The sequence below is a fragment of the Microbacterium phycohabitans genome, from assembly GCF_032464935.1.
Lineage (GTDB): Bacteria > Actinomycetota > Actinomycetes > Actinomycetales > Microbacteriaceae > Microbacterium > Microbacterium phycohabitans.
In genome coordinates this window covers 49,561-63,585 of record NZ_JAWDIT010000002.1, presented here as the reverse complement: position 1 = coordinate 63,585, position 14,025 = coordinate 49,561, and the positions used below count along the sequence as shown (strand labels likewise).

Genomic DNA, 14,025 nt, shown 5'->3' with positions numbered 1-14,025 from the left:
CCGCATGACCACTTCTCCCCCCGCCGCCGGGGTGGGCACCGCCCGCGCCGACACCGCCCGCGTCGACACCGACCGCGCCCTCGCGCAGGTGTTCGACACCGTCCGCGCGAACATCGACGCCTTCGGCATCCGCTACCCCGACGACACCACGCGCGACAACCGCTACCCGCTGCGGCCGGCCGTCGCCGGCTTCGCCGAGGGCGAGAACCGCGGCTGGACGACGAGCTTCTGGCCCGGCATGCAGTGGATCGCGTACGAGCACACGGGAGATGCCGTCTACCGGGATGCCGCCCTCGCGCACGCCGCCGACTTCGGTCGCCGGGTGCGCGAGGAGCGCGACCTCGACACGCACGACCTGGGCTTCCTCTACACGCTGTCGTGCGTGGCGCCCTGGCGCCTCCTCGGCGACGAGGACGCCCGCGCGAGCGCGCTCGCCGCGGCCGACCACCTCATGGCGCGCTATCTGCCCTCGGCGGGCATCATCCAGGCCTGGGGCGACCTGGCCGATCCCGCGCAGCGCGGGCGCACGATCATCGACAGCCTCATGAACATGCCGCTGCTGACGTGGGCGGCCGAGCAGACGGGCGACTCCCGCTACAGCGATGTCGTGGCACGGCACACGGCCGAGCTGCGCCGGCACATCCTGCGTCCCGACGGGTCGACGTTCCACACCTTCTACTGGGATGCCGAGACCGGTGAGCCCCTGCGCGGCGCCACCGAGCAGGGCGCGTTCGACGACTCCTGCTGGGCGCGCGGTCAGGCCTGGGGCATCTACGGGTTCGCGATGAACCACCGCGCGACCGGCGACGCCTCGCTCCTGGACGCCTCGCGCACGTGCGCCGAGTACTTCCTGGCGCACCTCCCGGCCGACGACGTGCCGTTCTGGGACCTCGTCTACGGCGACGACGCCGACGCGCCGCGCGACAGCTCCTCGGGCGCGATCGCCGTGTGCGGGCTGTACGAACTCGCCGAGGTCGACGCCGAGGGGGCCGAACGCTGGCGCGCCGCGGCCAATCGGATCCTGGCATCCCTCATCGCGCGGTACACCCCCGCGCGGGCCGAGGATGCCGACACGGTGCTGCTGCACAGCGTCTACGACCTGCCGAAGAACGTCGGCGTCGACGAGGGCACCCTCTGGGGCGACTACTTCTACCTCGAGGCCCTTGCCCGCGCCACGCGCCCCGGATGGCGGCCGGTGTGGTGAGGCTCGCGCGCGTCGGCGACCGCTCGGTCGCGGTGGTGGCCGGACCCTCAGGCGATCACGCGCTCGACCTCGGCCCGCGCCCGCTGCCCGACCTGTTCGCCGATCTCGACGGCATCCGCGACCTCGTGCAGCGGACGGATGCCGAGACCCTGCCGCCGCTGGACCCCTCCACGCTGCAGGCGCCGGTGGTGCCGCGGACGATGCTCTGCCTCGGCTACAACTACCGCGGGCACGTGCCCGACGGCGTCGACTCCACCGCCGACGATCCCGCCACCCCCGACGTCTTCGCGAAGACGCCGAACACGTTCGCCGGGCCGAACGACGCCGTGGTGGTCCCCGCCGTGGCCGACGACGTCGACTACGAGGGCGAGATCGCGGTGGTCATCGGGCGCCGTGCGCACGCGGTCCCGATCGACGAGGCCATGTCGTACGTGGCGGGCTACACGCTGCTCAACGACGTCTCCGATCGGTCATGGCAGCGCACGCAGAGCCAGTGGACGCTCGGCAAGTGCTTCGACGGCTTCGCGCCGCTGGGGCCGTGGGTGGTCACCGCCGACGAGGTCGACCCGCAGGATCTGCTCGTCGAGGTCGTCCGCGACGGCGAGGTCACGGTCTCGCAGTCGACGGCGACGACGATCTTCCCGGTCGCCGTCGTCATCCACCACCTCTCGCAGGTCGTCACCCTCGAACCCGGCGACGTCGTGTCGACGGGCACCCCGCAGAAGCTTGCCGCGGCCCAGGCCGCGCACCGCCCCGTACGGGCGGGGGATGCCGTGACCGTGCGCGTCGGCGGGATCGGCGAGCTCACGACCACCTTCATCGCACCCCCGGGAGAGCACGCATGATCCTCGACACCTTCCGCCTCGACGGCCGCGTCGCCGTCGTCACCGGCTCCAGCCGCGGTCTCGGTCAGGGCGCGGCCCTCGCGCTCGCCGAGGCCGGCGCCGACCTCGTGCTCATCGACCGCGGTGACGCCGCGCACACCGCCGAGCTCGCCCGCGGCCTCGGGCGCCGCGTGTACACGATCGGCCGCGACTTCGTCTCCGCATCGCGCGACGACCTCGCCGGCGCGATCGACGAGGCCGTCGAGGCGATGGGCCGCATCGACGTCCTCGTCAACAACGCCGGGACTATCCGCCGCGCCCCCGCCGCCGAGCACAGCGCCCAGGACTGGGGCGACGTGCTCGCGGTCAACCTCGACGCGGTGTTCCACCTGTCCCAGGCCGCCGGTCGCCGCATGATCGACCAGGGGTGGGGGCGCATCGTCAACGTCGCCTCGATGCTGTCGTTCCAGGGCGGCATCCTCGTGCCCGGCTACGCGGCGTCCAAGCACGCCGTCGCGGGGCTGACCAAGGCCCTCGCCAACGAGTGGGCTTCCTCGGGGGTGACCGTCAACGCGATCGCGCCGGGATACATGGCCACCGACAACACGGCCCCGATCCGCGCCGACGCCGACCGCGAGGCGTCGATCCTCGCCCGCATCCCCGCCGCCCGCTGGGGCACGCCCGCCGACCTCCAGGGCGCCTTCGTGTTCCTCGCGTCCGATGCCGCCGCCTACGTCACCGGCGCCGTCATCCCCGTCGACGGCGGATGGCTCGTGCGCTGACACCCGCCGCCCGATCCGCTTCCCCTTCCCTCCCGGCCCCGCCGGATCGACCCCAGGAGACCCGCATGACCGCGTCCATCCCCCAGCGTTACGCCACCCACCCCGAGCAGATCCCGGGCATGACCACCGCCGAGCTGCGCGATCGCTTCCTCATCGACGACGTCTTCGTCGCCGGCGAGGTGCGGCTGACCTACACGCACCACGACCGCATCGTGCTCGGCGGTGCCGTTCCGGCGGCCACGGAGCTCGCCCTCACGGGGTACCCCGAGATCCGCAGCGAGTACTTCCTCGAGCACCGCGAGGTCGGCATCGTCAACGTCGGTGCGGCGGGCACCGTCACCGCCGACGGCGAGGTGTTCGAGCTCGTCACCGGCGCGTGCCTGTACCTCGGCCGGGGCGTTCGCGACGTGGTCTTCGCCGACGCCGACGCCACGACGGGCGAGGGTGCGCGGTTCTACCTGTTCTCAGCACCCGCTCACACGACCTACCCGTCGGCTCTCGTCTCGCCCGGCGAGGGGACGGTGCGCGAGCTCGGCGACCAGGTCACGAGCAACCGCCGCACCCTCAACCAGTACATCCACGAGAACGGCGTGAAGAGCTGCCAGATCGTGATGGGGGTGACGCAGCTGCATCCCGGGTCGATGTGGAACACCATGCCCGCCCACACGCACGACCGCCGCACCGAGTGCTACCTGTACTTCGACCTCCCCGACGATGCCCGCGTCGTGCACCTGATGGGCGAGCGCGACGAGACGCGGCATCTGATCGTGGCCGACCAGCAGGCCGTCATCTCGCCGAGCTGGTCGCTCCACTCGGGCGTGGGCACCGCGGCCTACTCGTTCGTGTGGGCGATGGCGGGCGAGAACCAGGCCTTCGACGACATGGATGCCGCCCCCATCACCGACCTGCGCTGATGGCTGCCGTGACGCCCGACGACCTCGCCCGTGCGATCGCCGACGCCTCGTCTCGGGCCTCCGCGGGGGTGCTCCTCGCCGTCGGCGAGACCATGGCGATGCTCGCGCCGTCCGACGGGGGAGGGGTCGTGGATGCCGCGACCTTCCTCGTCGACGCCGGCGGCGCCGAGTCGAACGTCGCCGCGCACGCGGCCGCGTGCGGCATGACCGCCCGCTGGTTCAGCCGGCTCGGGGTCGACGCCCTCGGCGACCGCGTGCTGCGGCAGGTCGCCGCGCGCGGTGTCGAGGTGGCGGGGGTCGTCCGCGACCCCGGGCGACCCACCGGGCTCTACGTCAAAGACCCCGGACGCGGCGTGCGCTACTACCGCGCCGGGTCGGCGGCATCCGCCCTCTCGGTGACGGATGCCGCGACGGTCCCCCTCGACGGCGTCGACGTGCTGCACGTGTCGGGGATCACCGCGGTGCTGTCGTCCTCCGCGCACTCGTTCCTCGTCGCGCTCATGACGCGGGCGCGAACGCTCGGCGTCACGGTGAGCTTCGACGTCAACCACCGCCCGGCCCTGTGGTCGGCGGCGGACGCGGGTCCGGTGCTGGCGGAGCTCGCCACCGCGGCGGACATCGTCTTCGTCGGACGCGACGAGGCCGAGACCCTGTGGGCGACGCCCCTCGACGCCGACGTGCGCGCCCTCCTGCCCGCGGTGAGCGAACTCGTCGTCAAGGACGGCGAGGTCGGGGCCACCGTCTTCACCGCCGACGGGCACACCTTCGTCCCCGCCCCGCGCGTGGAGGTGCTCGACGCCGTCGGCGCGGGCGACGCGTTCGCCGGGGGATACCTCGCGGCCCGCGCTCGCGGCCTCGCCGCCTCCGCCCGCCTCTCGGCCGGGCACGAACGCGCCGCCCTCACGCTCCGTACCTACGGCGACTCGATCCACGACGCCCCCACCCTCGACGCCCCCACCCTCGACGCCCCCACCCTCGGCGCTCCCACCCTCGACAGGACTCCCGCATGACCCCTCCCGACGACACCGTCGCCTTCTTCGACCGGGCCTTCGCCGACGCGCCGCTCATGGCGATCCTGCGCGGGATGGGGCGGGACCGCTCGCTCGAGCTCGCGACCACGGCGTGGGATCTCGGCATCCGGTCCGTCGAGGTTCCCCTGCAGACCCCGGCCGACGAGGATGCCCTGCGCGCCGTGGCCTCCGCGGCGACGGAGCGCGGGCTGTCGGTGTGCGCCGGCACGATCGTCGACCCCGCACAGGTGCCGGTCGCCGTCGCGGCCGGAGCCCGCTACCTGGTGTCGCCCGGCCTCGACCCCGCCGTGGTCATGGCGGCCCGCGAGCACGGCATCCCGATCCTCCCCGGCGTCGCCACCCCCAGCGAGGTGCAACGGGCGACGGCGCTCGGACTGCGGTGGCTCAAGGCGTTCCCGGCGACGTGGCTCACACCCGCGTGGTTCCGCGTCATCCGCGGACCTTTCCCCGACGTGCGATTCGTGGCGACCGGGGGTCTCGACGCCGACAACGCCGCCGTCTTCCTCGACGCGGGCGTGCGCGTCGCGGCCGTCGGCTCCGCCCTCGAAGACGCCGCGCAGCTGCCGCGACTGGCGCACCTGCTCTCGCGCCCCCGACCCGTCTCCGCGTGAGGTGCCGGGAATCGTCGCCCACCGGTGGCGGCAAGCGACAATCCCTGGCACTTCGCGCACATCCGTGCAAGCCCGACCCGCGGGGGCGTCGGCGGGAGAAGATCGATACGTCCGAATCGACCCCCACCGAGGAGACCCATGCACGTCAACGCCTACGCGGCGTCGTCCGCGACCTCACCCCTTGAGCCCACGACCATCGAGCGCCGCGAGGTCGGCCCGAAGGACGTCCTGATCGACATCGCCTACGCCGGCATCTGCCACTCCGATATCCACACCATCCGCGGCGAGTGGGGCGACGTGCCCTACCCCTTGACCGTCGGCCACGAGATCGTCGGCACGGTCGCCGAGGTCGGCTCCGATGTCTCGAAGCACAAGGTCGGCGACCGCGTCGGCGTCGGCTGCATGGTCAACTCGTGCCGCGAGTGCGAGAACTGCCTGGCCGGCGAGGAGCAGTACTGCCTCAAGGGCAACATCGGAACCTACGGCGCGAAGGACGTCGACGGCACGATCACCCAGGGCGGTTACAGCGAGAAGATCGTCGTCGACGAGGACTTCGTGCTGCGCGTTCCCGAGTCCATCCCGTACGAGAAGGCCGCGCCCCTGCTCTGCGCGGGCATCACGACCTACTCGCCGCTGAACCACTGGAACGCCGGCCCCGGCAAGAAGGTCGCCGTCGTCGGCCTCGGCGGACTCGGCCACATGGCCGTCAAGATCGCCCACGCCATGGGCGCCGAGGTCACCGTGCTGTCGCAGACGCTCAGCAAGAAGGACGACGGCCTGAAGATGGGCGCCGACCACTACTACGCCACGAAGGACGACGAGACCTTCTCGTCGCTGAAGAACACGTTCGACCTCATCGTCAACACCGTCAGCGCGCCGCTCGAGCTCAAGAAGTACCTGGGCCTGCTCGCTCGCAACGGCACGATGGTCAACGTCGGCGCCCCGCCGGAGCCGCTGCCCATCGAGGTCTTCACGCTGTTCGCCAACCGCCGCTCGTTCGCGGGCTCGGGCATCGGCGGCATCCGCGAGACCCAGGAGATGCTCGACTTCTGCGCCGAGCACGGCATCGCGCCCGAGACCGAGCTCATCTCGGCCGATCAGATCAACGAGGCCTACGAGCGCGTGCTGAAGAGCGACGTGCGCTACCGCTTCGTCATCGACGCGAAGACCTTCGCCCCCGCCTGACTCCGTCTCCGGCACCGGATGCCGCGGCCCCGACGTTCTGCGGAGCGTCGGGGCCGCGGCATCCCGCTGCTCCGCCCTGACGCCGATAAACGCTCTCCCTGTTCAGAAACGCGGCGTCGCCGCGTGTCTCGCGCGGGTCGGCGTTTATCGATGCGGTGGCCGGGACCACGGTGCGTTCGCCCGCCGCGGTTCCGCCGCGGCGGCGCCCTGCTGCCTCATCGCCGATGAACGCCCTCCCTGTTCAGAAACGCGGCGTCGCCGCGTGTCTCGCGCGGATCGGCGTTTATCGACGCGGTGGCCGGGACCGCTGTGTGCACGCCCGCCGCGGTTCCGCCGCGGCGGCGCCCTGCAGCCTCATCGCCGACAAACGCTCTCCCTGGCCAGGAACGCGGCGTCGCCGCGTGTTTCGCACGGATCGGCGTTTATCGGCACCCACCGGCCGGCTGGAGCCCGGACGCGCGCGAGCGGCACCGCCCCGCGCGCGAGCGGTACCGCCCGGCCGGGCCGAAGCCCGGACGCGCGCGAGCGGCACCGCCCGCCCGGCCGGGCCGGAGCCCGGACGCGCGCGAGCGGTACCGACCGACCGCCCGGAGCCCGGACGCGCGAGAGCGGCACCCACCGACCGCCCGGAGCCCGGACGCGCGAAAGCGGCGCCGCCCCCAGGACGGCGCCGCTTCGACGACGGTGCTACGCCTGACCCAGGGCGGCCGAGACGACGGCCCGCGCCTCCTCCTGCACCTCGCGCAGGTGGTCCTCGCCACGGAGCGACTCGGCGTACAGCTTGTAGACGTCCTCGGTGCCCGAGGGGCGGGCGGCGAACCAGGCCGACTCCGTCTGCACCTTCAGGCCGCCGATCGCCGCACCGTTGCCCGGCGCGTGCGACAGCTTCGCCGTGATGGGCTCTCCGGCCAGCTCCGTGGCCGAAACGGCATCCGGAGACAGCTTCGACAGGGCCGACTTCTGCGCGGGCGTCGCGGGGGCGTCCACGCGCTGGTAGGCCGAGGCGCCGAACTCGGCCTCGAGCTCGGCGTAGCGCTGCGACGGCGTCTTGCCGGTGACGGCGAGGATCTCGGCCGCGAGAAGGCAGAGCAGGATGCCGTCTTTGTCGGTGGTCCAGACCGTTCCGTCCTTGCGCAGGAACGACGCCCCGGCGGATTCCTCGCCGCCGAAGGCGACGGAGCCGTCGAGCAGGCCCGGCACGAACCACTTGAAGCCCACGGGGACCTCGAGCAGCGTCTTGCCGAGTGAGGCGGCGACCTTGTCGATGATCATCGACGACACCAGCGTCTTGCCGACCGCGGCATCCGTCGGCCAGCCCTCGCGGTGCGAGAAGAGGTAGTCGATCGCGACGGCCAGGTAGTGGTTGGGGTTCATCAGCCCGGCGTCGGGCGTGACGATTCCGTGCCGGTCGGCGTCGGCGTCGTTGCCCGTGAGGATGTCGTACTCGTCGCGCGCGGCGACCAGCGAGGCCATCGCGGAGGGGGAGGAGGGGTCCATGCGGATCTTCTCGTCCCAGTCGAGCGTCATGAACTTCCACGTCGGGTCGACCTCGGGGTTCACCACGGTGAGGTCGAGGCCGTAGACCTCGGCGATCAGCGCCCAGTACTCCACCGAGGCTCCGCCGAGCGGGTCGGCGCCGATGCGCACGCCGGCGCTCTTGATCGCGTCGACGTCGATGATGGATGCCAGATCCCGCACGTACGCGTCGCGGAAGTCGTACTGGCCCAGGGTGTCGAGGTCGATGTCGGCGTGACGCGTGCGGTGCACGCCCTCGAGGCCGGCCGTGATGAGCGCGTTCGCGCGGTCGGCGATCCACCCCGTGGCGTCGGTGTCGGCGGGGCCGCCGTGCGGGGGGTTGTACTTGAAGCCGCCGTCGCGCGGGGGGTTGTGCGAGGGGGTGACGACGATGCCATCGGCGCGACCGGGGTCGTCGGCGGCCAGGTCGCGGTTGTAGGTGAGGATCGCGTGGCTCAGCGCCGGGGTCGGCACCCACGCGTCGCGGGAGTCGACGCGCACGTCGACGCCGTTCGCGACGAGCACCTCGATGGCGCTGCGCTCCGCCGGGAGCGACAGTCCGTGCGTGTCGCGTCCGAGGAACAGGGGCCCGGTGATGCCCTGCGCCGCGCGGTAGTCGACGATCGCCTGGGTGGTCGCGAGGATGTGGTCCTCGTTGAAGCTGGTGCTCAGCGACGATCCCCGGTGGCCGCTCGTGCCGAAGGCGACGCGCTGCTCGGGCACCGTGGCATCCGGCTTGCGGTCGTAATACGCGGCGATCAGTTCGTCGATGTCGATGAGATCGGATGCCTCGGCGGGCTGTCCTGCGCGACTGCTCATGCGCCCAGTCTGCCCGCTCCCTCCGACATGCGCACACGCTGTTGCGCATTCTCGGCGAATCCGTCGCCGGGCGGCGGCCCCCGACCGCCCCGGAGGGGGTCCGTGCGTCGCCGGTCTAGGCTGTACGCCGTGCTGCCCGACACAGAGACCGTGCCCGCCCGCCGTACCTACAGCTACCTGGGGCCGGCCGGGACCTTCACCGAGGCGGCCCTCGCCCAGGTGCCCGAGGCGCGCGATCAGATCTGGCGTCCGGTCCGCAACGTCGGCGAGGCGCTGGCGGATGTCGTCGAAGGTCGATCGGATGCCGCGATGATCGCGATCGAGAACTCCGTCGACGGTGGGGTCTCCACGGCGCAGGACGCGCTGGCCACGGTCCCGGGACTACGCATCGTGGGCGAGTACCTCGTGCCCGTGAACTTCGTGCTCGTCGGCCGCCCCGGCGCGACCCTCGCGAATGTCTCGCTCATCGCCGCGCACCCCGTCGCCTACGGGCAGTGTCTCGGCTGGTTGAGCCGGAACGTCCCCGCGCACGCCCATCTGCCCGCCGAGAGCAACGTCGCGAGCGCGCTGGGCGTGCTCGACGGCACGAGCGCCGCGGACGCCGCGATCGCCGCCCCCGGCATCGTCGCGCACCACGACCTCACGGTCCTGGCCGAGAACATCGGCGACAACCCCAACGCGGTGACCCGCTTCGTGCTCGTCAGCCGCACCGTGGCGCCCGCGCCTCCGACCGGCGCCGACAAGACCTCCCTGATCGTCGAGCTCCCCGAGGACCACCCGGGCGCCCTGCTGGAGCTGCTCGAGCAGTTCGCCACGCGTGGGATCAACCTGAGCCTGTTGGCATCCCGGCCCATCGGCGACGCCCTCGGTCGCTACCGCTTCGTCATCGACGCCGACGGTCACGTGCTCGACGAGCGCATGGCCGACGCCCTGCTCGGCCTTCGTCGTTTCAGCCCGAAGGTCATCTTCCTCGGGTCCTACGCCCGGGCCGACCGCGCGATCGTGCGCTATCCGCCCCGCTACGGCGACGATGTCTTCGTCGAGGCGCGTGACTGGCTCCGCGGCCTGCTCAGCGGCGAACCCGAGGCCTGACCCCCGCCCCACCGCGGGTCACCGGGCCTCAGCCGCGGTCCCGGCGCGCGGGCGCCGCCCGGCCGCGGGGCGACCGTCCTCTCGGGAGGCCTGTTCCGGATGCCGTACCCCGGCGTGTCGCCGACGGACTCTGCACGACGGCTCACCGGGTCGCGGCTTCACTCCCGGGCAGGCCCCGGGCCGGCGCGGCGGGCCTCAGGCCGCCACGGCCGCCGGCGTCGCGATGAGCTCGAGCGTCCGGGCCCGGCCCTCCGCTCCCTCGCCGTCGTACGCCCCCGCCACGGGGGACACCATGATCTCGTCGACGCCGTGCCGCGCGGCGAAGGCGGCGAGCTGGCCCTGCACGTCGGCGCCCGTCCCGACGAACCATTTCTGCCGCGTCGAGGCCATGATCGACTCGGCCATCGCGTCGAACGGGTCGGCCTTCGCCTGCTCGACCGTCTCGAGCGGCACGAGCGGCTTGTTGGTGCGCAGGCGCGCCATCATGCGCAGCTGCGGCACCGCGCGTTCCTCCGCCTCTTCGGCGGTGGGGGCGGCGACGACGTTGGCGGTCACGAAGGTGCGGGGACCCTCTCCGGTCTCGTTCGGCACGAACTGGTCGCGGTACAGGTGCAGCGCCCGGTCGAGCCCCTCGCCGGCGAAGTGATTCGCGAACACATACGGCAGACCGAACGAAGCCGCGAGCTGCGCCGAGTAGTCGCTCGATCCGAGCAGCCACACCTGCGGCATCCCGGATGCCGCCGGCGTCGCCTTCACCTGGTACTCGGTGCCCGAGGTGAATCGCACCGTCGCGCCCTCGGGCGAGGTGAGCGCCATGATGTCGGTCACGTGGTCGGGGAAGCGCGAGACGTCGCTCGTGGTGCCCGAACGATTCAGCAGCTGGGTGATGACCGGGTCGCTGCCCGGCGCGCGGCCGATGCCGAGGTCGATGCGGCCGGGGGCGAGCGCCTCGAGAGCGGCGAACTGTTCGGCGACGATCAGCGGTGAGTGGTTGGGCAGCATGACGCCACCCGATCCCACGCGGATGCGGCTCGTGCGTGCCGCGGCGGCGGCGATGAGCACGGGGGGAGTCGTGGATGCCACGGACGGCATATTGTGGTGCTCGGCGAACCAGTAGCGGCGGTAGCCGAGGCGATCGGCGACCTCGACCAGGTCGAGGGCGGCGCTCACCGCCTGTGCACTGGTCTGCCCGTGGCGCACGGGCACGAGGTCGAGAACGGAGAGGGAGGGGATCGCGTCGTTCACCCCGGAGGCAACGCGCCGGGCAGAGAGCGTATTCCCCTCACGCGGGGGCGCAACCCCCCTGACCGTCGATCGGCGAGGTTCTTATCGTGCCGCGCATGAGCGAAGAAGCGACCGTATGCGCACCGTGATGACCGTCGACGACGCGACGTTCTCGCTCGCGCCCGGGCAGGACATCGTCGAACTCGAAGACCGCATCGAGGCTGCCGTGCACGACGGCGGTCGTTTCGTGCGCTTCGTCGTGGTGGGCGAGCGGGACGTGAGCGTGATGTTCACCCCGCACACCCGGGTCGTGTCGTGGACCGAGGAGAACGGTGACGCGACGCTCGACGAACAGGCCCCGTCGATCGACTGGGACGGCGTTTGAGGCCCGCGGCATCCGTCCTCAGCTTTCTCCCAGGAAGAAATCCGTGACGAATCCCCTCCGGCGCGCGTCTCACCTATGACATCGCGGAACACACGGTTCCGGAAACGACGGAAGGAAGCGAACATGGCTGAGAACACCACCACCGCCACCCCCACGCCCGCCACGAAGGACGGCGGCTCGACCGTCATCGTCGACGCCGTCGTCGCCAAGGTCGCCGGCATCGCCGCGGCCGAGGTTCCCGGCGTCCACGCCCTCGGTGGCGGCGCCGCCCGCGTGATCGGCAACATCCGCCAGGCCGTCGGCGCGAAGGACCACGCCCAGGGCGTGAGCGTCGAGGTCGGCGAGACCGAGGTCGCCGCCGACATCTCGATCCAGGTCGACTACCCCGAGCAGCTGCAGCGCGTGGCCTCGAAGGTGCGCGCGGCCGTGCACCAGGCCATCACCGAGCTGGTGGGCATGAAGGTCGCCGAGATCAACGTGACCGTGGTCGACGTCTTCATCCCGGGCGACGACGACGAGGACGACGCCGACGAGCAGCGCGTCAACTGACATCCGTCGACAAGGGGCGTCACCGCGAGGTGGCGCCCCCTTCGCCTGGGCGGTGGGCCTTCCGCCAAGCAATGCTCGCGCATAGGTTGGAGGGCGACGTGGATTCAAGGGGGATGAATGCGCTGGATCAGTCCGGTCGTGGCGGGTGCGACCATCGTAGGAGCGGGGTTCCTGGGTTTCGCCCCGACCTCCGTGGGGTTGAGCAACGGGGTCGGCGACCTGCAGTGCCGACCCCTGCTGTCCTCCGTGTCGGGGGCCAGTCTCGTCGGCGACCGCGCGGACGATCAGTCCGATGTGACCGAGCGCTGGCTCGAGAGCGTCGGCTACATCGATGAGGGAGAGAACCCGAGCGTCGAGCTGGCGGCGCGGGCGGACGCGACGGCGCAGGGGCTCTGCGGCGAGGCGCGGCAGTCTCGGATGACGTGGATCGGTCTGGTCGCGGTGTTCGGCACCGGCCTGACCCTGCTGGCGGCACGACGACGAGCCGCGCTGCCCGAGGGCGACGGTGCGCGCGATTCGGCGGGTGCGCAACGATGAGCTCGACGGACGTCTCCGCTCTCATTCCGCGATTCAAGCGCGCGGCCATCGACGCCTACATGCGCACCAGCCCGTCCGGATGGGAGATCAACGGCGACTCCTACGAGATCGACTCGTCGAGCGCGCACTACACGGTCACCCGGCCCGGGCCGGACGGGGAGGGCGGCGGAGACTGGTCGAGCGACAACTTCATCGCCGACATCTTCGTCGGCGGCGGCAAGGACGAGGAATTCGGCGCGGCGTTCGACAGCATCCGTTCCCGCATCGACGAGGCCATCGCCCCCTGGCTCCACCTCCCCGATCCCGGCACGATCGAGGGCGAGGTGGCCTCCGCGGTGGCCGTCACGCGGAAGCTGTCGGGTGCCGCGGCGGCGTCCGAGGGCGCTCAGGTCGGTGCCGGACTCATCGCCGGCAACATCGCGCTCGTCATGGAGAACAGCGACGCCATGTCGGGCGCCGCCATCGCCGCGTTCAAATCCCGCTTCGTCTCGCAGCTGGGACCCGTCATCGGCGGGCTGCACGGGCTCTCGGTCGTCCTCGGGGCCGCGCTCGCCGCGGAGCAGAAACTCTGGGAGTCCGCACGGGAGAACGTGCGACAGATCGTCCAGGCGGGCGTGGATGCGTCGGAGGAGCTCGCGGCATCCGGCGCCACCGAAGGGTACGAGATCGCGCTGAAGGTGGCGGGCTGGGCGGCGCAGGGCGCCAAGCTGTTCGTGCCGGGCGCGGGTGCGGTGTTCGAGGTGGTGGGCCTGGGGATCCAGGTCGTCCAGGGTTCGAGCGAGCAGGACCCCGAGAAGGAGACGATCACCGGAGCGGATGCCGCCGCCGTGCTGTCCACGTTCGAAGAGGCGCTGCGCGCACTCAACGAGGGCATCGCGCACGAGGAGACCCTGCTCGACGAGAACCTCTCGAACAACCTCACCGCGGTGCAGTCCCAGCAGTCGTCGTACGACCTGTCGGCGCCCCTCGTCCAGGATGATCCTGCGAGTTCCTCCGATGTCATCATCATCGAGCCCTCCCTCGTCATCGAGATCAGCTCGACGTACCTGCCCACGATCTCGGCGGAGCTCTCCGGCTCGGCGACCGCGCTCCTGAGCGCCTCGATGAGCTGCGTAGCGCGCGACGGCGCGTTGGGTATCGGCGCGAGCGGACCTTCCGGCGCCTGGGGCGCGTTGCGCACCCTTCTCTACGACCTCCTGCGCAATCTCGCCTGGGATGTGACGACCGGGGCGCAGAACCTCGACCTCGTGCTGCAGGACATGCAGAGCAACGAGCAGCGTGTGGTCGACGAGATGGCGCAGTTCCTCGCGCGTTTCGACGCGGGCAATCCGGTCGATCCCTGGCGCTGAGTCG

The 14,025-nt window shown here is 71.8% G+C and carries 14 protein-coding genes; 12 read left to right on the top strand and 2 right to left on the bottom strand.

Going from position 1 to position 14,025, the window contains the following annotated elements:
• Window positions 1–4: 4 nt before the first annotated feature.
• The 7 genes from RWH44_RS04795 to RWH44_RS04765 all read left to right on the top strand — a co-directional run bounded on the left by RWH44_RS04795 (window position 5) and on the right by RWH44_RS04765 (window position 6,551).
• Window positions 5–1,204 carry a glycoside hydrolase family 88 protein gene (locus tag RWH44_RS04795; RefSeq protein ID WP_316003675.1) on the top strand — a complete coding sequence of 400 codons (1,200 nt, stop codon included), beginning with the start codon at window positions 5–7 and terminating at the stop codon, window positions 1,202–1,204.
• On the top strand, window positions 1,198–2,049 hold the full coding sequence (locus RWH44_RS04790; RefSeq protein WP_316003674.1) for a fumarylacetoacetate hydrolase family protein: 852 nt from the start codon (window positions 1,198–1,200) through the stop codon (window positions 2,047–2,049). The genes RWH44_RS04795 and RWH44_RS04790 overlap by 7 nt, the downstream gene beginning before the upstream one ends.
• Window positions 2,046–2,810 (top strand): 2-dehydro-3-deoxy-D-gluconate 5-dehydrogenase KduD, encoded by a 765-nt coding sequence (kduD, locus tag RWH44_RS04785; RefSeq protein WP_316003673.1) that lies wholly within the window; start codon window positions 2,046–2,048, stop codon window positions 2,808–2,810. Before RWH44_RS04790 ends, kduD begins: the two co-directional genes overlap by 4 nt.
• A gap of 65 nt (window positions 2,811–2,875) precedes the next feature.
• Window positions 2,876–3,724: a 5-dehydro-4-deoxy-D-glucuronate isomerase gene (gene kduI / locus RWH44_RS04780; protein ID WP_316003672.1), complete on the top strand. Its 849-nt coding sequence runs from the start codon at window positions 2,876–2,878 to the stop codon at window positions 3,722–3,724.
• The gene (locus RWH44_RS04775) at window positions 3,724–4,734 is read left to right on the top strand and encodes a sugar kinase (RefSeq protein WP_316003671.1); all 1,011 of its coding nucleotides are present in this window, start codon (window positions 3,724–3,726) and stop codon (window positions 4,732–4,734) included. The genes kduI and RWH44_RS04775 overlap by 1 nt, the downstream gene beginning before the upstream one ends.
• The gene (locus RWH44_RS04770) at window positions 4,731–5,366 is read left to right on the top strand and encodes a bifunctional 4-hydroxy-2-oxoglutarate aldolase/2-dehydro-3-deoxy-phosphogluconate aldolase (protein ID WP_316003670.1); all 636 of its coding nucleotides are present in this window, start codon (window positions 4,731–4,733) and stop codon (window positions 5,364–5,366) included. The genes RWH44_RS04775 and RWH44_RS04770 overlap by 4 nt, the downstream gene beginning before the upstream one ends.
• A gap of 138 nt (window positions 5,367–5,504) precedes the next feature.
• Window positions 5,505–6,551, top strand: coding sequence for an NAD(P)-dependent alcohol dehydrogenase (locus tag RWH44_RS04765; RefSeq protein ID WP_316003669.1), 1,047 nt, complete (start codon window positions 5,505–5,507; stop codon window positions 6,549–6,551).
• Window positions 6,552–7,238: 687 nt separating this feature from the next.
• On the opposite strand, the gene pgm is transcribed toward RWH44_RS04765, so the two are convergent.
• Complete coding sequence (gene pgm / locus RWH44_RS04760) at window positions 7,239–8,885, bottom strand: phosphoglucomutase (alpha-D-glucose-1,6-bisphosphate-dependent) (RefSeq protein ID WP_298875943.1); 1,647 nt, start codon at window positions 8,883–8,885, stop codon at window positions 7,239–7,241.
• A gap of 129 nt (window positions 8,886–9,014) precedes the next feature.
• On the opposite strand from pgm, the gene pheA reads away from it, so the two are divergent.
• Window positions 9,015–9,977 (top strand): prephenate dehydratase, encoded by a 963-nt coding sequence (gene pheA, locus RWH44_RS04755; RefSeq protein WP_316003668.1) that lies wholly within the window; start codon window positions 9,015–9,017, stop codon window positions 9,975–9,977.
• A 195-nt stretch (window positions 9,978–10,172) separates the two neighbouring features.
• Here pheA and RWH44_RS04750 read toward each other — a convergent pair whose 3' ends face one another.
• On the bottom strand, window positions 10,173–11,222 hold the full coding sequence (locus RWH44_RS04750; protein ID WP_316003667.1) for an LLM class flavin-dependent oxidoreductase: 1,050 nt from the start codon (window positions 11,220–11,222) through the stop codon (window positions 10,173–10,175).
• 115 nt (window positions 11,223–11,337) lie between these two features.
• Here RWH44_RS04750 and RWH44_RS04745 point away from each other — a divergent pair, with 115 nt between their 5' ends.
• The 4 genes from RWH44_RS04745 to RWH44_RS04730 all read left to right on the top strand — a co-directional run bounded on the left by RWH44_RS04745 (window position 11,338) and on the right by RWH44_RS04730 (window position 14,021).
• On the top strand, window positions 11,338–11,586 hold the full coding sequence (locus RWH44_RS04745) for a hypothetical protein (RefSeq protein ID WP_316003666.1): 249 nt from the start codon (window positions 11,338–11,340) through the stop codon (window positions 11,584–11,586).
• A gap of 123 nt (window positions 11,587–11,709) precedes the next feature.
• The gene (locus tag RWH44_RS04740) at window positions 11,710–12,135 is read left to right on the top strand and encodes an Asp23/Gls24 family envelope stress response protein (protein WP_316003665.1); all 426 of its coding nucleotides are present in this window, start codon (window positions 11,710–11,712) and stop codon (window positions 12,133–12,135) included.
• A gap of 117 nt (window positions 12,136–12,252) precedes the next feature.
• Window positions 12,253–12,672, top strand: a complete 420-nt coding sequence (locus RWH44_RS04735; protein ID WP_264632209.1) for a hypothetical protein — start codon at window positions 12,253–12,255, stop codon at window positions 12,670–12,672.
• Window positions 12,669–14,021 carry a hypothetical protein gene (locus RWH44_RS04730; RefSeq protein WP_298875908.1) on the top strand — a complete coding sequence of 451 codons (1,353 nt, stop codon included), beginning with the start codon at window positions 12,669–12,671 and terminating at the stop codon, window positions 14,019–14,021. The genes RWH44_RS04735 and RWH44_RS04730 overlap by 4 nt, the downstream gene beginning before the upstream one ends.
• Window positions 14,022–14,025: the final 4 nt, after the last annotated feature.